Origin of the sequence: Sulfurimonas crateris (genome assembly GCF_005217605.1) — a bacterium.
Lineage (GTDB): Bacteria > Campylobacterota > Campylobacteria > Campylobacterales > Sulfurimonadaceae > Sulfurimonas > Sulfurimonas crateris.
Map to the genome: position 1 here is coordinate 109,789 of NZ_SZPX01000007.1, position 21,260 is coordinate 131,048.

General features: G+C 38.1%; 21 protein-coding genes. 14 read left to right on the plus strand and 7 right to left on the minus strand.

Annotation, left to right across the window (positions count from 1 at the left end):
• The 3 genes from FCU45_RS09655 (at position 1) to FCU45_RS09665 (ending at position 4,898) form a co-directional block, all read left to right on the plus strand.
• Positions 1 to 1,227: a P-loop NTPase fold protein gene (locus FCU45_RS09655; RefSeq protein WP_137014715.1), complete on the plus strand. Its 1,227-nt coding sequence runs from the start codon at positions 1 to 3 to the stop codon at positions 1,225 to 1,227.
• A gap of 51 nt (positions 1,228 to 1,278) precedes the next feature.
• A complete protein-coding gene (locus FCU45_RS09660) occupies positions 1,279 to 2,016 on the plus strand; it encodes a DUF3800 domain-containing protein (protein WP_137014717.1) in 738 nt (245 codons plus the stop codon).
• A 149-nt stretch (positions 2,017 to 2,165) separates the two neighbouring features.
• Positions 2,166 to 4,898 (plus strand): RecB-like helicase, encoded by a 2,733-nt coding sequence (locus FCU45_RS09665; RefSeq protein ID WP_137014719.1) that lies wholly within the window; start codon positions 2,166 to 2,168, stop codon positions 4,896 to 4,898.
• Here the strand turns inward: FCU45_RS09665 and FCU45_RS09670 are convergent.
• Both FCU45_RS09670 and FCU45_RS09675 read right to left on the minus strand, forming a co-directional pair.
• Positions 4,895 to 6,412: a GGDEF domain-containing protein gene (locus tag FCU45_RS09670; RefSeq protein ID WP_137014721.1), complete on the minus strand. Its 1,518-nt coding sequence runs from the start codon at positions 6,410 to 6,412 to the stop codon at positions 4,895 to 4,897. The two genes, FCU45_RS09665 and FCU45_RS09670, sit on opposite strands and share 4 nt — an antisense overlap.
• Positions 6,412 to 7,035, minus strand: a complete 624-nt coding sequence (locus FCU45_RS09675) for a cytochrome c family protein (RefSeq protein WP_137014723.1) — start codon at positions 7,033 to 7,035, stop codon at positions 6,412 to 6,414. The genes FCU45_RS09670 and FCU45_RS09675 overlap by 1 nt, the downstream gene beginning before the upstream one ends.
• A 248-nt stretch (positions 7,036 to 7,283) precedes the next feature.
• Between FCU45_RS09675 and rplM the strand changes: the two genes are divergently transcribed.
• The 8 genes from rplM to FCU45_RS09715 all read left to right on the plus strand — a co-directional run bounded on the left by rplM (position 7,284) and on the right by FCU45_RS09715 (position 13,629).
• Positions 7,284 to 7,706, plus strand: a complete 423-nt coding sequence (gene rplM / locus FCU45_RS09680) for a 50S ribosomal protein L13 (RefSeq protein WP_137014725.1) — start codon at positions 7,284 to 7,286, stop codon at positions 7,704 to 7,706.
• Between the two features lie 10 nt (positions 7,707 to 7,716).
• Positions 7,717 to 8,106 carry a 30S ribosomal protein S9 gene (gene rpsI / locus FCU45_RS09685; protein ID WP_137014727.1) on the plus strand — a complete coding sequence of 130 codons (390 nt, stop codon included), beginning with the start codon at positions 7,717 to 7,719 and terminating at the stop codon, positions 8,104 to 8,106.
• 114 nt (positions 8,107 to 8,220) lie between these two features.
• A complete protein-coding gene (locus FCU45_RS09690) occupies positions 8,221 to 9,717 on the plus strand; it encodes a peptide-binding protein (protein WP_137014729.1) in 1,497 nt (498 codons plus the stop codon).
• A gap of 1 nt (position 9,718) precedes the next feature.
• Positions 9,719 to 10,357 carry an HAD family hydrolase gene (locus tag FCU45_RS09695; RefSeq protein ID WP_137014731.1) on the plus strand — a complete coding sequence of 213 codons (639 nt, stop codon included), beginning with the start codon at positions 9,719 to 9,721 and terminating at the stop codon, positions 10,355 to 10,357.
• A gap of 118 nt (positions 10,358 to 10,475) precedes the next feature.
• A complete protein-coding gene (locus tag FCU45_RS09700) occupies positions 10,476 to 11,033 on the plus strand; it encodes a pyruvate flavodoxin oxidoreductase subunit gamma (protein WP_137014733.1) in 558 nt (185 codons plus the stop codon).
• 10 nt (positions 11,034 to 11,043) lie between these two features.
• On the plus strand, positions 11,044 to 11,439 hold the full coding sequence (locus FCU45_RS09705; RefSeq protein WP_137014735.1) for a 4Fe-4S dicluster-binding protein: 396 nt from the start codon (positions 11,044 to 11,046) through the stop codon (positions 11,437 to 11,439).
• Complete coding sequence (locus tag FCU45_RS09710; protein ID WP_137014737.1) at positions 11,439 to 12,662, plus strand: 2-oxoacid:ferredoxin oxidoreductase subunit alpha; 1,224 nt, start codon at positions 11,439 to 11,441, stop codon at positions 12,660 to 12,662. Before FCU45_RS09705 ends, FCU45_RS09710 begins: the two co-directional genes overlap by 1 nt.
• Before the next feature lie 10 nt (positions 12,663 to 12,672).
• Positions 12,673 to 13,629, plus strand: coding sequence for a thiamine pyrophosphate-dependent enzyme (locus FCU45_RS09715; RefSeq protein ID WP_137014739.1), 957 nt, complete (start codon positions 12,673 to 12,675; stop codon positions 13,627 to 13,629).
• Between the two features lie 135 nt (positions 13,630 to 13,764).
• On the opposite strand, the gene FCU45_RS09720 is transcribed toward FCU45_RS09715, so the two are convergent.
• From FCU45_RS09720 to FCU45_RS09740, 5 genes are all read right to left on the minus strand, one after another.
• Positions 13,765 to 14,541, minus strand: coding sequence for a CheR family methyltransferase (locus FCU45_RS09720; protein ID WP_137014741.1), 777 nt, complete (start codon positions 14,539 to 14,541; stop codon positions 13,765 to 13,767).
• Positions 14,541 to 15,119 carry a chemotaxis protein CheB gene (locus FCU45_RS09725; RefSeq protein WP_137014743.1) on the minus strand — a complete coding sequence of 193 codons (579 nt, stop codon included), beginning with the start codon at positions 15,117 to 15,119 and terminating at the stop codon, positions 14,541 to 14,543. Before FCU45_RS09725 ends, FCU45_RS09720 begins: the two co-directional genes overlap by 1 nt.
• A gap of 11 nt (positions 15,120 to 15,130) precedes the next feature.
• Complete coding sequence (locus FCU45_RS09730; protein ID WP_246032284.1) at positions 15,131 to 17,719, minus strand: EAL domain-containing protein; 2,589 nt, start codon at positions 17,717 to 17,719, stop codon at positions 15,131 to 15,133.
• Between the two features lie 129 nt (positions 17,720 to 17,848).
• Complete coding sequence (locus tag FCU45_RS09735) at positions 17,849 to 19,600, minus strand: methyl-accepting chemotaxis protein (RefSeq protein WP_246032285.1); 1,752 nt, start codon at positions 19,598 to 19,600, stop codon at positions 17,849 to 17,851.
• Positions 19,542 to 19,805, minus strand: a complete 264-nt coding sequence (locus FCU45_RS09740; RefSeq protein ID WP_137014745.1) for a hypothetical protein — start codon at positions 19,803 to 19,805, stop codon at positions 19,542 to 19,544. Before FCU45_RS09740 ends, FCU45_RS09735 begins: the two co-directional genes overlap by 59 nt.
• A gap of 181 nt (positions 19,806 to 19,986) precedes the next feature.
• Between FCU45_RS09740 and luxS the strand changes: the two genes are divergently transcribed.
• From luxS to FCU45_RS09755, 3 genes are read left to right on the plus strand one after another with little or no spacing between them, the layout of a single operon-like run.
• The gene (gene luxS / locus FCU45_RS09745; protein WP_137014747.1) at positions 19,987 to 20,490 is read left to right on the plus strand and encodes an S-ribosylhomocysteine lyase; all 504 of its coding nucleotides are present in this window, start codon (positions 19,987 to 19,989) and stop codon (positions 20,488 to 20,490) included.
• 3 nt (positions 20,491 to 20,493) lie between these two features.
• The gene (locus FCU45_RS09750; protein ID WP_137014749.1) at positions 20,494 to 20,796 is read left to right on the plus strand and encodes a hypothetical protein; all 303 of its coding nucleotides are present in this window, start codon (positions 20,494 to 20,496) and stop codon (positions 20,794 to 20,796) included.
• The gene (locus FCU45_RS09755) at positions 20,786 to 21,259 is read left to right on the plus strand and encodes a hypothetical protein (protein ID WP_246032286.1); all 474 of its coding nucleotides are present in this window, start codon (positions 20,786 to 20,788) and stop codon (positions 21,257 to 21,259) included. The genes FCU45_RS09750 and FCU45_RS09755 overlap by 11 nt, the downstream gene beginning before the upstream one ends.
• Position 21,260 lies beyond the last annotated feature (1 nt).

The following is a 21,260-nucleotide window of genomic DNA, read 5'->3' on the forward strand; positions in this document are numbered from 1 at the left end:
ATGGCAAATCAAAGTGATATAAAAAAGTATTTAACTGATGGAGAAAATTCTTATTTAAATCAAGATAATCGTAATGGCGAAATACTTATGCTTAGTGGAGTTTGGGGAAGCGGAAAAACCCATTTTTGGAAAAAAGAGATAGAAAAAGAGCTTATTAAAGAGTTGAAAAAGAAAGGAAAAAGTTACATTTTTCTTAGTCTTTATGGTAAAGATTCTATTGAAGAGTTGCAAAATGAGATATATCAATTTTCATATAATTTTTCTGTAGAAGATAGTAGTGATATTATAAGTTCGGCTTGTTCAGTTTTCACAAAAGTAACTAGTTTTATGCCTAAAGTTTCTATTTTTGGATTAGAAGTAGAATTAGCTGAAAGTGCTGAAAAAGTAGAAGCCGAGAATAATCAACAAAAGATAAAAAAAGGGATAAAAAGTTTAATGGATGGCGGAGTTATTTGCTTTGATGATTTTGAGAGAAAGTCATCAAAGATAGATTTAAATGACTTGTTTGGTTTCATAACTAACTTAACGGAAGTGTTTAAAACAAAAACTATCATCATTACAAATCAAGAGTTTTTTAAAGAGAGAGACAGCGAAGTATTTAGCAGGATTAAAGAGAAAAGCGTAAATAAATTTTTACTTTTAGATCCTACGGTAGATGAGTTGTTTGAAACTATATATAAAGAAAAATATAGTGCTTTAGATGAGTATAAAGAAGTAATTTTAAAAGCTATAAAAATAACAGAAGAGAAAAATGCAAGAATATATATTCAAGTGTTAGATAATTGTTTGGAGTATAAAAGTCATGTGAAAGAAAAGAGTGAAATATTTCTTCTTGTTTTAATCACTGTTATATTTGTAAAATATAATCTTACCTTTAGAATGGAAAGTATCAAAGTGCGAGGCGGTATAGCGAGTCATGATAAATTCTTACCGAATATTGTAGAGCTCATTCCTAGTGCTATATTAGGTAAAATTGCTTTTAAAGCAGGTAGTCCAAAAATTATTAAAGCTACTTTCATAGATAAATTAAGAAGAAGTATAGAGCAAAAAAATGAAAATAAAAAAGAAGAAAACCTAAAAGAAGATTTCCTGTTTATAGAAAATAATCAAGACATGTTGTATCAGATATATAAATATAATGTAGAAACAGTGTATTTTAAAGAAGAGGATAAAGAGCTAATAGAAAAGCTAAATAACTTTGTAGAAAGCGGTATATTAGAAAGTTAAGCTTGTACATAATTTATTGTACAATAAACAACCAAAAGGAAAATAGAAATAATGCCTGAAAATAATTACAGTGATTACATTATTTATGTTGATGAAAGTGGTGACCACTCTCTGGATTCTATAAATCAAGAGTATCCTATATTTGTTTTGGCATTTTGTATTTTTAATAAACAAAACTATACGCAAAGTGCAGTAACAAAACTCAAAGATTTTAAGTTCAAGCATTTTGGTCACGATATGGTTGTATTGCATGAAAATGAGATTAGAAGAGATAAGAGTGTTTTTAAAACACTAAGACCAAAAAGTAAAAAAGATGCGTTTATTGAAGAATTAACTCAAATAATTGAAGAAGAAGATTTTACCGTAATAGCGACAGTTATTAAAAAAGATGAACTATATAGTAAGTTAAAAAACCCATATGATATAGCTCTGACATATTGTATGGAGAGAGCTCATAGATTTTTAAAATCAAAAGATCAAGACATGAGAACAACACATATAATTGTTGAACAACGTGGCAAGAAGGAGGATGATGAACTTGAACTGGAGTTTAGAAGAATTTGTGATGGACAAAACTATAGCAATATAAATATGCCTTTTGAAATTATTATGGCAAATAAAATGAGTAATTCAGCAGGTTTGCAATTAGCTGATTTAATTGCACGCCCAATAGGACTAAGTGTTCTAAAGCCTAAGCAAGATAATCGAGCATTTGATATTATAAAAGATAAGTTTCACAGAAATGGTTTCGGAGAGGTTGATGGTGTTGGGCTTAAAGTATATCCATAAAAGCAAAAAAGCCCTGACGAATCCGCCAGAACTTTTTACCGATCGCGAATCCGCAATCCAACACCATAATAGTACCATAATATTACAAATGGGTGTATTATTTTTACTTTTTACTATATTTTTTAACAATAAAACAATAGAGAAGTGTAATGCTTATAAATAATCTGGCATACGAGGCGAGTGCGGGGAGCGGAAAGACATTTATGCTTGTTGTACGCTATCTTAGCCTGCTTTTTAAGGGTGCTGAACCATCGAAGATACTCGCACTTACCTTTACCAACAAAGCCGCAAACGAGATGCAGGAGAGGATAGTCCAAACGCTTGAAGAACTTGAACACAGAGGCGAACTTGATGAGATAGCCAAAGTTACCGAGCTATCACGTGAGTATCTGCTTGCCAACCGAAAAAGAGTTCTGGATGAGTTTTTAAACGCACATACGAAGATAATGACAATCGACAGCTTCTTTACGAAGATCCTTAGAAAATTCTCGCTCTACGCCTCTTTGATGCCTGATTTCTCGACATTCAGCTCACAGCACGAACTAAAACTTCTCTCACGCTTTTTAAAAGAGGTAAGCGTTGCAGGTAAAAAAGAGACGCTCATTACACTCTCTTTACAGTCAAATAAAAGGCTTACCGATATATTTTCCCTTTTAGACGAGTTCTATATAAAGTTTGCTGAGCTAAAGCATATCGAGTTTAAAAAGCAGGATTACAGAGAGTTTGAAAAGAGTGCCATGGGCAGCTTGGAGGAGCTTAAAAATATCATCTCTTTATGCAAAGATGCTTCAAGTACGGCTATAAAGTCTGTTGAAGCACAAAATTTTGAAGAGCTGTGCGCAAAGGCTTGGATAGGAAGAGATACGCTGGAGTACAGTACTTTTAAGAAGTGTTTTACGCCAGAGATGGATACTCTGCTCTTTAAGATAAAAGAGGCGATAAGAGAGCAAAACAGAGCAAAAGAGCAGAACTTCTTTTTTGCCATAAAAGAGCTTGTTGACATCTATGCAAAGAGCAAAAAAGCTCTCTATATGGATGACAGTGAGCTAAGTTTTAGCGATGTGACATATTTAGTTTATGAGATACTCAATCTGCTTGATGACAGCGAGTTTTTGTACTTTAGGCTGGATGCGCAGATAGAGCATATGCTGCTTGACGAGTTTCAAGATACCAGTATATTGCAGTATGAGATACTAAAACCGCTTATAAATGAGATAACCTCGGGTAAAGGCATCTTTGATAACGGAAGCTTCTTTTTTGTTGGAGATGTAAAGCAGTCCATCTATAGATTTCGCGGCGGGGTAAGCGCTCTTTTTGACGTGGTAAGAGAGCAGAACAATACAGATGTAGAGAAGCTTTTGACAAACTATCGTTCGCAAAAAGAGGTTGTGGAGTTTGTCAACAGAGTCTTTGAGCAGAGAATAAGAAATTACACGCCGCAACTTGTTAGAGACGGGGCTGATGGCGGTTATGTAGAAGTTGTACAAAATGATGAACTCCTTGAAGAGGTTGTGGCACAGGTCAAGAGGCTTCTTGATATGGGAGCCCAAATAAACGAGATAGCAGTTCTTTGCGCTACTAACGGCGACGGGCAAGAGGTTGAGGGAGCTTTGCATGAGCAAAAAATAGATGTCGTAACCGAGACCACCACAAAGCTTATCAATCAAAATAGTGTTAAAGCAGTCCTTGAGTATCTGAAGTATCAATATTTCGGTGAAGAGATATACAAAGAGAACTTTTATGCGCTCATCTCACAGCAAGTGCGTCCTATAAAAAGAGCAGATTTTAATAAAACAACAATCTTGGATATAGTCAAAGGCGCAATAGAGGAGTTCGGGCTTTTTAGCGATGACTTCAATCTTTTGAGATTTTTAAGCGCAATATCTCTTTACAGTGATATAGAAGCGCTTCTGTTCGAGTATGAGAGAATGGATGTCAGCGCAGCTGCTTCGGAGTTAAACGGTGTTAGAGTACTTACTGTTCACAAGTCAAAAGGGCTGGAGTTTGAGCATGTCATAGTTATTGACAGGCTTAAAAAAGTACCTCCTTCTCGTGATGCAATCATCTACGAGTATGACGCTATTTTGCTAAAAAATATCTACCTGCGTATAAAAGGCAGAGACGGGGTTGATGAAGAGTATGCAAAAGCTCTTTTAAAAGAGAAAGCTCTTGTGAGAGAAGATACTTTGAATGCTCTGTATGTGGCTTTTACAAGAGCAAGAGAGAATCTCTTTGTAGTTTTAAAATCAAAAGACTCTATGTTTGATATTTTAGAGTTAAAAAAGCAGGTCTGCGGTAATTTGGTATGCCATGGAGCAGATAAAACAGGGGAAGAGAAGAGCATTACGCCACTGGAGTACACAGAGCTCTACTATGGAACTCAGAGCGATATTTTGAGTCTTGAGAAGGTTCAGGATGATGATCTTAGATCTATAAACTTTGGAATAGCACTCCACTATATGCTTGAGATGCTCCCAGAGTTTGATATAGCAAGCATTCCTGGTGCAAAAGCTATGATGATAAACAAGTACGGCGACATCTTGGAGGATGAAGAGATAGAAGATATGCAGCGCAGAGTAGAGATGCTTCTTGATAGCAGTGAGTTTCTCTCTTTGATAGATGGGGAGTGTTACAGAGAAAAGGCGATAAGATACAAAAAAAATCTCAAATATATAGATCTGTTGGTAAGGGAGAACTCAAAAAAAGGGTCTCTTTTTGCAAGCTGGAATATCATCGATTATAAGAGCTCTTTTTCACACCATGAGGAACATATCTCTCAAGTCGGCTCCTATGTGAGAGCAATTAAAGAGATAACCGCAGAGGATGCCCAGGGGTATATATGCTATCTCCTAAAAGATAGCGTTAAGATCAGCAAGATCTAAAAGACTTCGACTCTGTTTCTTCCAAGCTTTTTGGCGTTATAGAGCGCTTCATCGGCCTCTGAGAAGAGTGTTGCGTAGTTCTCATGTTCACTTTGCAGACTGCTGATACCTATACTGGCAGTTACATTTATCACTTCTCCTTCAAACTCAACAGGCTCTTTTTCAATCTCTTCTCTTATCGCCTCTGCGACCTTTGAAGAGGTATGCAGATCTGTCTCAGGCAGAATTATAACGATCTCTTCGCCACCGTAACGCCCGATAAAGTCTGTCTCCCTTTGGCACTTTTTAATTTTTGCGCTTATCTCTCTGAGGACTTCATCGCCTGCCATATGACCGTAGGTGTCGTTTATATTTTTAAAAAGGTCAAGATCTATTATCATTATTGAGAGCTCTTTGTTGTAACGTTTTGCCCTTTTAAACTCACTCTCCAGAGCCTCCTCTAAGTGACGTCTATTCCAAAGACCCGTAAGAGAGTCGGTTTGACTTAAGAGTTCTATCTCTCTTGTTCTCATTTTGACCAGATGCTCCAGGCGCTCTTTTTCACTTCTGGACTGCTCGATCGCCGAGAAGTAGATAAGCCTTGAGGTAAATAGTGCAAATAAAAGAGCGATAAGAGCCGTTACCGTAGCGGTTGTGAAGAGTCTGTTCTCGTGATCTAGGTAAGTAGATACATCTATGAGAATCATTAGTTTTACATCTGAATTTTTATCATGCATAATAGAATTTACAATTGTTCTATATCTTGTTTTTCCGTCAATTCTGAGCATTGTAGAGTCAGGAAGATTGCTATTGCTAAGTTTTTCTCCCATAAGTTTAGTGTCACTGCTTGCTATAATATATTGGTTATTGTCTAAGATTGAGATTTGTACTATGTTTTTTGCCGACTCTATATACGCTCGCAAAAAATCATTTATGTTTATTTTATCTAGTATAGTAAGGCTGTTGGTTATAGAACCCTCCATTGATTTTAGCAGATTCAGTACGTCAGATTGTCTGCGAAGAATAGAGAAGCTGTCTTGCGAACCGTTTTTAAGATTATATTCGGATATATCAACTGCCAGATCAATAATCCCTATAAGCTTCTCGTTAAGATATATCGGATAGTAGATCGACATAACCTCTACAAAGTCGCGAACCTCGAAAAGGAAAGTGTTTAGTTTGCGTTCTTTCTTTATTGTCTCATTAAAACTTTTAGAGGTTAAAACCTCTCCTATCTCCTCTTTAAACATAGAGTTTCTGATCTTGCCATTTTGCTCAAGATATCTAAACTCAAATATTTCAAGCCTGAAAGAGACATCATTTACCAGTTTTTGAAGGTTTATGGTTGATTTTATATCATGAAAGCGCTCTATTGCCGAGGAGACAGAACTTGCGACATTAAGAGAGTTGTTGTGGAGTTGTCTAAGCAGAAGATCTTTTTGCGTTTTGTAGTTGTAGTAAGATAGATAAGCTATGCCCACTACCAATGAGAACAGTATTAACGGAACTGTATATTTTTTTGCAAGAGAGATCATCAGTGTCCCGTATTTGGATCAGCTTTTCTGTAGCTGTTATATGCTTTGTCAAAGTCGTGGTAAGATCTGTTCCAACGCTCGGTATGACAGCTTGTACACATTTTTCTAAGTATCTCCGGATTGTCTTCTCCTGCCAGGAAACCTCCGCCGGTAAACTTCTTGACCTCATTTCTGCTTTTATCTTTTGCAAGCGCAATATGAACATTGCCTGGACCGTGGCACCCTTCGCACTGAACGTTTGCAAGTCGCGGAGTTTTTTCCATATCTACAAAACCGGTAGGTGTGCCGTGACCCGTAGAGTGGCACATAAGGCAGTGAGAGTTCTTGTCATCGCCGGATGCAACAAGATTCTCCATTGCGTGGTCATGCGGATCGTTTTTTCTTCCAAGAAAAAAGTTCCTATGACAAAGGCGGCACTTTGAATTACCAACATAGCTATACTCCCCCGAGTTTATAGCATCGTTGTAGGCTCTATCACCCATCGCTCTCTTTAGCGGTATCTCAGGCATAGGGGAGTTTAACTCCTCTATCACCCTCTGATTTTCCACTGCACCCAAAGAGAGAGTAAAAAGAAGTGAAAAAACAGTAAACAACCCCTTGTTAAACACTCGAATTTTATTCATTAATACTCTTTAGTTTAGTCTGTTTAAATACGGTATAATTCCATACTTCTTCAATTGTAGCATTTTAAATATTGAATGTTTATAAAACTTTCACAACAGCTCTAAAAATTTAACAAAAAAATCAGAGCAGACAAACCTTAAAAAAAACATAAATTAAGTTGTTTATAAGCTTAAGAAGATATACTTTCGCCAATTAAACAGGCATTTTATTATGTTGATGTTAAGAAAATTACTTGAAAGGTTCAAGAATGAAATTTACGAAAATTGCAACTCCTGAACAAATCGATCAAAAATGGGTTTTGATTGATGCTGAAGGTAAAACTTTTGGTCGTATAATCACTGAAGTTGCAACTATACTTCGTGGTAAAAACAAGCCATGTTTTACTCCAAATATCGACTGTGGAGATTATGTTGTAGTAGTTAACGCTTCTAAAGCAAAATTCAACGGTCTTGGAAAAATCGCTAACAAAGAGTACTTCTCTTATTCTGGGTACTTTGGTAGCACAAAAAGCGTAAAGATGACCGAGCTTTTAGAAAAAAATCCTGAGAAGCTGTACAAACTGGCTACTCGCGGTATGCTTCCTAAAACTAAGCTAGGCGCTAAAATGCTTAAAAAATTAAAAATATATGCAGGTGCTGAGCATCCTCACACTGCACAATTAGCTAAGTAAGGATAACTATATGGCAAAAGTATATGCAACAGGCCGTCGTAAGGCGTCAATAGCAAAAGTATGGTTAACTCCAGGTAGTGGAAATATGACTGTAAACGGTCTTTCATTAGACGCATGGTTAGGTGGACTAGAAGCGAAAAAACTTCGTGTAAAGCAGCCGCTTAACTTAACTAAGCAAGATACATCGGTTGATATCGTAGCTACTACTTTAGGTGGTGGTTTCGGTGGTCAAGCTGACGCACTTCGTCACGGTATCTCTCGCGCACTTGTAAAATTTAACCCTGAGTTAAAAGCGATCCTCAAACCTGAGGGCATGATGACTCGTGATTCACGTGTTGTTGAGCGTAAGAAGCCAGGTAAGCGTAAAGCTCGTCGTTCTCGCCAGTTTTCTAAGCGTTAATCGCCGCGAAAACTTTTTTTCAGTGCTTTTTGCACTGTTAAAAACTCATTCCAATTTTTCATTAACAACTTCTTCTACTTTACTTTGGTATAATCACTCAAAAAAAGAGTTGTTTTGCGCTACTTACTAATACTTTTTTTATCATTAAACATATTCGCATCAACACTTCATCTGGCGACTTCCGCAAATCCATCGAGACTCAATCCAGTTTTGGCGACCGATTCAAGTTCATCCGAGATCACCGGTTTTTTATTTAACGGACTTGTAAAATATGACAAAGATCTATCCACGATCATAGGTGATTTGGCTCGGGAGTTCTATTTTGAAGATGAGAAGACACTGATCTTTAAACTTCGCAAAAATGTAAAGTGGCATGACGGCAAGAAGTTCAGCGCAAAAGATGTGATATTTACTTATAAAGTGCTAATTTCGCCAAAGATAAGCTCTCCATACAGCTCAAACTTCAGGTTTGTTGAGAGTGTTGAAGCAGTAGATGAGTTCACTCTGAAGGTAAGCTATAAAGAGCCTTACTTTAAAGCGCTAGAGACTTGGATGATGGGAATACTGCCCGAGCATATTTTAAAAGATGAAGAAAATCTTATGAGCTCTCCTTTTAACACAAACCCAATCGGTACGGGAGCCTACACTCTGCATCAACTGGAGCACTCAAAAAATATCATACTCAAAGCCTTTGATGAGTACTTTGAGGGCAGAGCAAAGATAGATCAGATATCTTTTCATGTTATTGCCGATCCTATGACGCGCTTTATGATGTTAAAATCGTCCGCTCTTGATGTAGGAAGTATTGAGCCTATGCAGTATGAGAAGCAGTTGCAGAGCAGCTTTTTTGAAGAGTTCAATATTTATGAGAACATCTCTAAGTCATATACCTATCTCGGATTTAATCTTCGTTTAGAGAAGTTTAAAGACCCAAGAGTAAGGGAAGCTCTGTCGTTAGCTATTGACAGAGATGAACTTGTAGATATTCTTTTCTTCGGCCATGCAAAGGTTTGCACCGGACCGTTCTTGCCCGGCACAAAAGCTTTTAATGAGGATGTCAAAGCGCCAAAGCATGATATTAAAAGAGCAAAAGAGCTTTTACGCGAGGCTGGATATGATGAGAAAAACCCCTTTACTTTTGAGATAGCGACTTCAAATTCGAGCGAAATAAGACCTTACGCCGCACAGATACTTCAGCATCAGTTAAAAAAAGCCGGTGTTGTTGTTACGTTAAGGGTTATGGAGTGGCAGGCCTTTTTAAATATGGTTGTTTTTCCTCATAAATTTGACAGTGTGCTGCTTGGATGGGCTCTCTCACCTACGCCTGACCCATATATGTTTTGGCACAGCGACAATGATAAGCAGGGTGGTTTCAATCTTGTCGGCTATCATAATCCCAAGATGGACAAAATGATAGAGGAGTCTCAAAGCATGGTTGATAAAGAGCGGTTGTCTCGCTCGTGGCAAGAGATGTTTAAGATAATAACCGATGAGAATCCGTACCTTTTTTTATATATTCCAAACTCAATTGCAACGGTAAGTAAAGATATAAAAAATATAGAACCAAGCCCAAGCGGCATCTGGCACAACTACATAAAATGGGAGAAATAGTTTGATAATTTTGTTTGATCTCGACGGCACTTTAATTGATTCCACTGAGGCTATCTTGGAGTCGTTTCACCGCTCTTTTGATCTTCACGAGCTTTCAAGAAGGGAAGATGAAGAGATAAAGTCGCTAATAGGCTATCCGCTTGACATCATGTATGAAAACATGGGAGTCCAAAAAAGTCTTATTTCCGATATTATAATGACATACAAAGAGCATTACAGGGATATATCGACCCAAAAGACACAGCTTCTAAAAAATGCAAAAGAGGCAGTAGAGCTCTCAAGTCAATTTGCTACTCTCGGAATCGTTACTACAAAAACGGGACACTACTCCAAGATACTTATGGAGCATTTTAACATTATGCACCACTTTGAAGTTCTTATCGGAAGAGAGGATGTAGAAAATCCTAAACCTCACGCCGAACCTATTATGAAAGCGCTGGAGAAAATGGATACAAAAAACAGAGAGATTTGGATGATAGGCGATACAAAACTTGACCTTATCGCAGCCAAAAATGCCAACATAAATTCCATAGGAGTTTTAAGTGGTTACGATGGGCATGAAACATTAAAAATGTTCACAAATGTTATATTGAATGATGCGCTGGAAGCGGCTGTTTACTTGCAAAATAGGAAAAAATAACACACTTAGCTTTATTCTTAAAAAAGAATAAAACATCAAGCTATTTTTAAGAGCAACTTGTCTAGAATAAGGGGTAAAATAGAATTGAAGGTTCTTATATAAAAGAGAAGGAGAGTTTATGCTAGAGATTAGATGGCATAGTCGTGCTGGACAGGGTGCTGTAACCGGTGCTAAAGGTTTAGCTGATGTTATTTCTACAACAGGTAAACATGTTCAGGCATTTGCGTTTTATGGTTCTGCAAAACGTGGGGCGGCAATGACGGCTTATAACCGTGTTGACGAGGAAGTGATTATGAATCACGAAAAATATATGAGACCTGATTATGTTTTTGTTATTGACCCTGCATTAGTAATGACAACAGACGTTACTATAAATCATAAAGATAGTACAAAATATATTATCACAACTCACATGAGTACTGAAGAGCTAAAAAAAGCTCAACCAAAACTAGAGGGCAAAGAGGTCTATACTGTTGATTGTATTACGATCGCAAATGAGACTATAGGTCGTCCTATTCCAAATACGCCGATGCTTGGCGCATTTATGAAAATTTCAGGAATGTATGAAATAGAGTTTTTCAAAGAGAGTATGAAAAGAGTTCTTGGAAAATTACCACAGAAGATCATCGACGCTAATATGCTTGCAATTCAGCGTGCATACGATGAAGTAAAGTAAGGGATTTATGATGGCAAAAAAAGGATGGGATGAGTTCGAGATCGGAGCTATGCTTCGTACTTTTGACGGAAAGATAGATGATATTGCAGGTACGAGACAAGAGGATCGTGAATATTCTCAAAACAGCTCATACACTGCAAGTGTGGCTGACTGGAGATTGATTAAGCCTGTATTTAACAAAGATTACTGTATCGATTGTCAATTTTGCTGGATATATTGTCCGGATGTTTCAATAATTTCAAGAGATAAAAAATTAATCGGCGTAGATATGGATCACTGTAAGGGATGCGGAATATGTGTTGAGGTTTGCCCTACAAACCCTAAATCACTTCTAATGTTCCCTGAACAAGCCGATGAAGAGACAGAGATCGCTAATTGGCCTAAAAAAGATGAGGAGGAAGCGTAATGGCATTTGATAAAATGGAATTAAGAGATATCGAAGTATGGGATGGAAACTTTGCCGCTGCGCAAGCCCTAAGACAATCTCAGGTTGATGTTGTTGCCGCGTACCCGATTACTCCGTCAACTCCTATAGTTGAAGGATATGCAAAGTTTACCTCTGACGGTTACGTTGAGGGTGAGTTTGTTATGGTAGAGTCAGAACACGCTGCAATGAGTGCATGTATCGGTGCTGCTGCTGCAGGTGGTCGTGTTGCAACGGCTACTTCTTCTCAGGGTTTTGCGCTTATGGTCGAGACGCTTTATCAAGCTTCCGGTATGCGTCTGCCTATCGTTTTAAACGTTGTTAACCGTGCGCTTGCTGCTCCGCTTAACGTTAACGGTGACCACTCTGATATGTACCTAGGTCGTGACAGCGGATGGATTCAGCTTGACGCTTACTGCCCTCAAGATGCTTATGACTTGAACTTTGTAGCATTTAGAGTGAGTGAAGATCACGATGTAAGACTTCCTTGTATGGTTCATCAAGATGGATTTATGACTTCTCATACGGCACAGGGTGTTCACACTTTGACGGATGATAAAGCTTACGGATTTGTCGGTGATTTTAAACCTATGAACGATATGCTTGACTTTGAACATCCTGTAACTCACGGTGTTCAAACGGAAGAAGATTGGCATTTTGAGCATAAAGCTCGCCAACATAATGATCTTATGACAAAAGTTATGCCAAAAATCCAAGCTGCTTTTGATGATTTTGAGAAATTAAGCGGTCGTAAGTACAACATAGTAGAGAAGTACGATATGGATGATGCAGATGTATGTGTTGTCTGTCTGGGTACTTCAGTCGAGACTGCTCGTGAAGTTGCAACTGAGATGAGAGCAGAGGGTATTAAAGCAGGTGTAGTCGGAATAAGAGTTATTCGTCCGTTCCCGTTCCTTGAAATTGCTGAGGCATTAAAAGGTGTTAAGGCGATCGCTGCACTTGACCGCTCATCACCAAACGGAACTGTGGGAATGCTCTTTAACGAGATCGCAGGTTCACTTTTCAATACTGATACAAAAGCTATGCTTAGCGGATATGTGTATGGACTAGGCGGTCGTGACTTAACAAAAGCTCATTTAGTTGCTCTCTTTAAAGAGCTTCAAGCAAACATTGATGCCGGTAAAGTTACTACGCCTCTACAGCAGTTTATCGGTGTTCGTGGACCGAAATTAGCATACTTATAAGGAGAAAACCGTGAGTGAAATGAAAAAAATAAAAAACTTAAAAGAGTTTTCAACATCGGCTGACCGCTTTGAGGGTGCTAACCTTTTATGTCCCGGATGTGCGCACTCTATTATAGTTCGTGAAGTTTTAAATGCAACAAATGATGACTTGGTTCTGTCTGCTTCGACAGGCTGTCTTGAAGTTTGTACGGCAGTTTACCCATATACGTCATGGGATGCTTCTTGGATACATATCGGATTTGAGAACAGCTCGACTGCAGTTGCGGGTGCAGAGAGTATGTACAAAGTACTTAAGAGAAAAAATCGCCTTAAGCAGCCTGAGCGTAATCCTAAGTTTGTATCTTTTGCAGGAGACGGTGCTTCTTATGACATCGGATTCCAGTGGATATCTGGATGTATGGAGCGCGGTCACAATATAATGCACGTTGTTCTTGATAACGAGGTTTATGCAAATACGGGTGGACAGAGATCATCATCTACTCCAATAGGTTCAAGTGCTACTACATCACCTGCAGGTCGTGTAAGTTACGGTGAGAAGAAAAACAAAAAAGATTTGATGGGTATTATGGCTGCACACGGTATTCCATATGCTGCTCAAGTTGCTCCAAACAAGTGGAAGGATATGGTAAAGAAGATCCAGCACGGTTTTTCAGTTGATGGACCTGTTTTTATTAATGCAGTTTCCCCTTGTACAACAGAGTGGAAGTTTGACCCTAAAGATACGATGCACCTAACAGATCTGGCAACAGACTCTTTAGTATTCCCACTTTATGAGATAATTGACGGGCATGAGTTAAATATTACTTACAGACCTAAGAACGTTGTTCCTGTTGAGGAGTATTTAGCTGCTCAGGGACGTTTTAAGCACCTCTTTAAAGATGAGTACAAGTATCTTATTAAAGAGTGGCAAGAGCGTGTAGATGCGCAGTGGGCGTACCTACAACGCCGCGAAGAAGCTCGCGTCTAAAAAAACTTCTAGCTTCGGCGCATCTTGCGTCAAACTTCGACTTCGACGTACGTTAGTACGCCTTTGTCGAAGTTAAACACAACCTACACCAAATCTAAAACTTTTCCTCTATTTATCAGACTTTATGAATAATTTTTAAAACAGATCCGCATGTCCGAAAAAAATCTTTTGATTTGGATTTTTTCTTAAATCTTCTAAAATCTCTTTTGCCTTTAGTTTTGTCTCTTTATCGAAATAGATAAGCATATTTCTTGAAAATATAAAATCAAACTTTCCGATATTTTTAAAAGATGGGTCAAACAGATTTATAACTCTGAATGACACTTGCGATTTAACCGACTCTTTTAAGGCGTAGAGTGAATCACTTTTTGTAAAGTATCTCTCGATAATATTTTGGGAAAGATTTCTTACGTTTCTCTCTTTGTAGAGCGCTTTTTTTGCTTTTGAAGTGGCATCAAAGTTAATATCAATGCCTGTTATATGAAATTTGCTTGGAGCTACACCTGACTCAAGGAGGGCTATGGCAATGCCGTATGGCTCTTCGCCTGTTGCTGATGGAGCGCATAAAATTGCAACTTCTGTATAAGTCTCTTTTACTAATTTCACAAGCTCCTCTATCTGTTTGAACTCTCTGTAAAAGAATGTCTCGTTTGTTGTAAGATAGTCAACAAGTTCCTGTTTTAGCTCTTTGTTGCCTTGGACTTTTTTTAAGAGATCTGAAAATGAGTCAATATCTCTTTGTTTACAAAATGTTGTGACCTTATTTTGTAATATAGAGACCTGTTTGTCAAAGGTTACGCCTGTTTCATTTTTAAAAAACTCTGCAACAGGCACTACATCTCTGAAATCTTGTATGACACTTTGCGAGGTACTCTCTAAAATCTGCTCTTTCTTTTTTAAAAAACCAAACATCAGTTGCAAAAATTCCTTATCTTCTCTTTAATTCCTGCTATATCGTCTATCTCTATATTTTGTATCTCTTTTCTTGCTCTGCTTGGCATACCGTCAACTATAGCGCTCTTTTCATCCTGAGTTATTGTTCTAACACATTTAAGAGAGAGCTGTCTGCACCCTTCTACACCGTCATTACCTATGCCCGTGAGTATAACTCCTAGCATCTCTATCTCTTGTGAAAAAGGGACAAAGGAGCTAAATACAGAATTTATATCAGGGTTATATTTATGCTGCTGTGATGATTCAACACTGAACTTTAAGCCGTATCCATCTTTTCTAACAGATGTGATTCCGTGACAAAGATAGATGTGTCCTGATTCAACAGATGTGTTGTCGCCCACCATACTAATATTGTTTACGCTAAGCTCTTTTAAGCGTTTTGTAAAGCTCGGTATAAAATCCATAGACATATGCTGAGCTATAACAACGGCTGTGTCACTTAGTAGGGGCAGCGAGCTTACTATCTTCTCTATCTGCCCAGGACCTCCTGTTGAGGCTCCTATGAGAACTATTTTTCTAGGAGTTTGCGGTTTCAAGTAGGCACTCTTTAGAGATCTTTTTGCGGCTGCTGAAAGTGGTAGCCTTGAGAGTAGTCAACACCGAGTTCTTTTACTACTTTAAAGATCTCTTCGCTCTCTACAAATTCGGCAACTGTTTTCATGCCCAGTTTTTTGGAGAAATCTACAATTGTAGATACCACAAGATAAGCATTGTTGTCTTTGTCTATATTTTTTATAAGAGAGCCGTCAATTTTTAGGTAGTCTGCTTTTAGTTTTATAAGATACTCAAAGTTGCTGTATCCTGTTCCAAAATCGTCGATGGCTATTTTACAGTCATACTTCTTGACCTTTGTTATAAAAGCCATTACATCTTCAAATTTTTCAATATATTCAGACTCCACTATCTCAAAAACGATTTTTGAACCAATGCCATATCTCTTTAGCATCATAATAATATATTCGGAGATTTGTGGCTCTAGTATGTCGTTAATAGAAAGATTGATAGAAAACTCGACATCTTTGTCCTTGAACATTTCAAATGATTGTTCTATAACAGTTTTTGTAATATCAAAGTACTGTCTTGTCTGCTTTGCAATCTCAAGAAAGAAGAACGGAGCTATAACTTTATCATCATCCCTCATTCTAACTAAACACTCATACTTCTCGTAGGCAAGAGTCGAGTTGTTTACGATAGGCTGATAGTAGGTTATGATGTTTTTATCCCTTAGGGCGTCTGAGAGTTTTTTGCTCCACTTTATGTTGTTCTCGTACTCTTTGTTCAGAGAGATACTCTCTTTATAGACAAGGTAGTTACTGTTGCTTTTTTTGGCGATCTTTAGTGCCATATTTGCAGTAGAGAGGAGTTTGTTCTTATCCTCTTCAAAAGATATTCCGCAGCTGCACGAAGTCAGTATCTGTTCATTCTCTATCTTGATACCCTCTTTTATCTCTTTTAAGACGCCTTTGACTATCTCTTCAAACAGCTCTTTTGAGCAGGAAGACCCAAGTATTACGAACTCATCTCCTTGAAGCCGGTAAAACCTGAGAGCGGCGTCGCTAAAGATGAAGTTGTATATTTTATCCGAGAGCGCTTTTATGACCTCGTTTCCGAACTCATGACCGTAAAAGTCATTTATCTGTCTAAAGTTGTCCAGATTAAAGATAGCGATAGAGAGATTTTTAAAAGAGTGTATGTCGCTGTTTAGCTTTGTTCTGTTTCCGTAACCAGTTAAGAAGTCCATTGTAGAAGCGCTTTTTATCTCAGATATATTTGTTCTAACCCCTATATACTCTACAATATTTCCGTTCCTGTCCATAATAGGATTTATAACGGCTTTTACCCAGTAGGATGTACCGTTTTTATTTAGATTTTGAAGCTCTCCCGACCATGGCTGTTTAAGATTTTTTATGGTGTACCACATGGACTTAAAAGCCTCTTTTGGAGTCTCAGGATGTCTTACGATATTGTGAGGCTTTCCTAAAAGCTCGCTCTCAGAGTAACCGCTGATCTTGCAAAATTCATCATTGACGTAGGTTATTACCCCTTTTGCATCTGTCTTTGAGACGATAAAACTTCTATCAACTGCAGATTTGTACTGTTCTAAAAGCAGCAGCGAGTCGCTGTGAACCTGTTCAAGCTCATCTGTTTTAAACAGAACTGTTCTAATGGCCATAATCATTAAAATAGTCAGCGTGAAAATACTGAAGATTAGAAAGATACTAAGGGCAAGTATCTCATAAAAGGCAAAGTCAAGTTTGTTGTTGATTATCTTGTTCACTTCGTTAAATAGCTTGTCTTCTGCGGCTTTTAAAAGGTTTATCGTTTTTGTTGATTTCTCAAACCAGTAGTCGGAACTCGTGTCAAAGAGATGCTCGCTTTTACTCTTTAGTGCTTCTTCTATTATCCTAAAAGCTTCATCTACGTCATCTCCCTTGAAGGTGTCATAGTAAAATATCAGTATCTCATCTGGAGCTATAGCTTGAAAGCTCATGCTGTTTAGGTTGTATACTTCAAGATTACCGGCAAAAGAGGTGAGTGTATTTTTTAAGAACTTATGATAGATCAAAACCTCGCTTAGAGTAGCTCTCATCTGCCCAAGAGCCTCTTTTGCAGCCGATAGATGAGTATATGCCTGTATGATATTTCTATTCTCTTTGTCATTCATCATAGATGGAATAGTTCTTGTAAAATTAAGAAGTGTTGCTATGTTTTTTGTGTAGTAGTTTTTAGCATCGGTTGTTGAGAGATTTAGCAGATAGATAGATTTTCTGTTTGTCTTAACATCGCTTATAACATCCATAATATAGTTGCTGCTGTTTTTTGTATATGAGTATGTAAATTTTGCATCATCGATGGCACTGTCTAGGTCATTCATAGCAGATATAAGTTTATCGTCGTTGCTGTTGAGATTCTCACTTGCAATAAGACCGGTCATAAGACCTCTCTCTATCTGCATAAAGTGTATAACTCTTGAGATTGCCTGTGCTTCGAGTATGCGGTATTTTGTTGTCTCAAGATTTGTTTTATCGCTTGATGCCTTGAAGAGAAGCATAAAAGAGAGAACCAGTATAAAAGATATAGTGATGATGGATAGAAGAAGCAGTTTTGCTTTTAGGTTTAGTTTCATAATTGACATAGGCTTCTTTTTTTGCTCATTTGCGCATCTTTTATTTTTTTAACATTTTAGGTAAATTTGCCAAATTTGTCAATCTAAATAAAGTTGTCAAAGCTCCGTAAAATAGGAGTTTTGACGGGAGTCGTTAAATTACGTTCTAAACGTCTCCAACTTAGCATGAAGCTCATCTGTCATAGAGTTTAGATGCTCAGCCGCAGCTGCTATCTCTTCGACATTTCTTGCATTTTTAGATGATATCTCATTTATCTCTGAGACTTGAGATACTATAAACTCAACATCTCTTCCCGTCTTCTCAAAGTCGTTTACTGTTTTATCACTTGCTCTTACCGCATCTTTTACAATTCCTACACTCTCATTGATCTTAACTTCAACATCGGTTGCATTTTCAGATAGCTTTTGAATATCTTCAGAGTTGGAGTTCATCTGAGTGCTGACATCGACAATAGATTGAACAATGACATTTATTGTCGCATTTATCTCAGTCAAGCTTCTTTGAGTTCTCTCTGCAAGTTTTCTTACTTCATCTGCCACAACCGCAAATCCTCTTCCATGTTCACCTGCACGGGCAGCTTCTATAGCGGCATTGAGTGCAAGCAGGTTTGTCTGGTCTGCAATGTCTGAGATTATCTCTAAGATACTCTTTACCTCATTTGCATCATGAGAGAGTGTCTGCATTCTTTGTGAGAGCTCTACTTCAAGCTGAGCTGAACTTTGAACTTTATTTGTAAGACTTACTATCTCTGTACGTGCCAGATCAAGATTGTCATTCGCTTTGATGATCTCTTTTTTACTCTCTTGTGCATCGCTTATAGCCTGAGCTATCTCATCTTTTATGCTGTTTGCTTTTTTAGTCGCTTCATCTATTACTAAAACAGACTTCTCAACATTCTCTCCAACACCCATTGCGGTAGTTGATAGCTCATGTGAGATGGAAGCGTTTTCGCTTGATGACTGTTTGGAGACGTCTATTAGGTCTTTTAGTGTAGATATGAGGTTGTTAAAACCTTTTGCCATTTGAGAGATCTCAAACGGCGCTTTTTCATCTGCTTTTATTGTCAAGTCATTGTTTTTGCTGATCTTAAGCAGTGTCTCTTTAAAGCTCTCTATCGGTCTTGAGATAGAGTTTTTTATAAAGTAAAGAGTAAACACCAAAATAAAAATTATAAGGATCGCAACCGAAGATACCTCTATAATAATCTCATTTTTTGTGTCACCTATCTTTTTATTGTTTGAAGCAAGTACGTATTTGAAAAGTTCAAGCTCGACATCTCTAAGCAGTTCAATAGAAGCGGTAGAACTTTTAAACCACATTTTTGGATCCACCCCAAAGTTTCCATCCAGCCCTTTATGCATAGCAAGATCCATCAGTGCCATGGTATTATCTACAACCTCGCCTTGGAAGGTTCTTTCGTGAAACGTTCTTATCTCATCCGGTGCAAGTGTGGTAAACTTTCGCAGGTTGACCCTGTATGCGCCTATATTGCCACCAAAGGTAAAGTAGGTGTTTCCTGCAAACTCATCTCTTGTAAATGCACCGTTTAGGTTTGCCCTTATTTGCCCAAGCTGCTCTTTTGTTGAAGCTAAGTGAGTGTATGCCTGAATTGTGTTTCTGTCATCCATAACATCCATATGTGATGGTATCGTGGTAGCAGTATCAATTATCGCGACAATGCTTTTTGAAAAGTAGGCTCCTACCTCAGGACCGCTTAGAGCAAGCTCATCTATAGAGCTTCTTTTTTGGTTCAGATCGCTTATATTGTTTAAAACCGAACTGTCTCCACCCGTTTTTTTAAACACCTCTTTAATCTCTTCAATCGCGCTGTTAACCCTCTCTCGTATAGGAGGAATCGCATCTTTTGCTTTTACCTCCGCTTGCCGCATGCCCTACGCTCAGACCCCTCTCTATCTGCATGTAGTGTATAGCTTTTGCTAAAGATTCAACCTCTAAGATCCTCTCTTGTGTCGTCTCAAGAGAGCTCTTTTGTTCAAATACCCTGATCAATATAATCGCTGAGAGTATACAGATCGCCACTAATGGTATTGCAGTTAAAAAGAGCAATCTAGCCTTTATGCTTATTTTATTCATTACTTTCCCCACCCTTTTAAATTTCAACAGATATTAACATCTTAAGTTTCGATTAAAATTGATTTATAACAATTGTTAATAATAAGCTATAAATAATTATAATATTGGCGTATAGCTGTTACCTTTTGTAAAATAAAATAATGATAAAATACAGACAATTTTAAAGAGACAGGAATTTTATATGCCACTATTAGACAGTTTTACGGTTGACCACACAATTATGCCCGCACCTGCCGTACGCCGTGCAAAAGGGATGAAAACGCCAAAGGGCGATGATATAACGGTTTTTGATCTGCGTTTTGTACGTCCAAATCATGAGATACTATCATCTGAGGGGATCCACACGCTCGAACACCTTTTTGCAGGATTTATGAGAGATCATCTAAACTCAAAAGATATAGAGATCATTGACATCTCTCCGATGGGCTGCCGCACAGGTTTTTACATGAGTGTTATCGGCACGCCTGATGAGAGCGTTGTTGCCGATGCATGGAGAGCTTCTATGGAGGATATTTTACAAGTTAAAGAGCAAAAAGATATTCCCGAACTTAATGTCTATCAGTGCGGAACATACAAGATGCACTCTCTTGGCGATGCAAAAGAGATAGCTTCAAAAGTGCTGCAGCGCGGAATCGGCATTATGGATAACGATGCGCTCTCGCTAGATCTGGCAAAAGTGGAGTAGTAGATGTATATCTTGATCCCGATGGATAGCGAAGATCTCCAAGAGGCATGCATAACCAAAGTAAACGACGTAAAAGTCTGGGCGCAGCTTCTTGTTCAAGAGGGAAAGGTTGCTCAGATGAAGCATAACAGTGACTGGAGCGCGTTTGAAGATCGCAGTGAAGCTGTGGTAGTGATGGATGACAACGAGTATGTATGGCCGTTTATGGAGCAAAATATGATGGTACTTGTGGCACATACGCAAAGAAGCATAGATGATATAGTAGAGGCGTTTATTTTCAGGGAGCTTAACGAACTTGCGTATTAGAGAACTCTTCAATCCTCTGCCGGGGAACAGATATCTTGAAGTAACTACGAACGTAGATGAGATATCCTTTTTATTGGCGCAGATGATGGAAGATGTAGGGGGAAGGTTTAATCTTGCTCTGTATGGGAGTAGCACAGCAGAAGCAGATATAAAAGCAAATATCTCATATATCGCAGATACAAAAGCCCTCCCTCGCGCAATGCCAAGAGAGCATGATGTGGTAGTTCTAAAGGATATATACGCACTTCATGAAGATAAAGATGCTCTTCTGTCGCTCTCATACCGCACGCTTGCAAATGCGGCACACATTATCATTTTGGAGAAAAAGGGTATTCTCGATACAAAAGAGTTGATGCAGACACTCGAAGATTTTGAGTTCCGTGCCGCAAACACGATAGATGTGGTCGATGGCTATGACCTAGTTATGGCAAAGAAGATGCATATGTGGGGTAATGGGCTGTAAA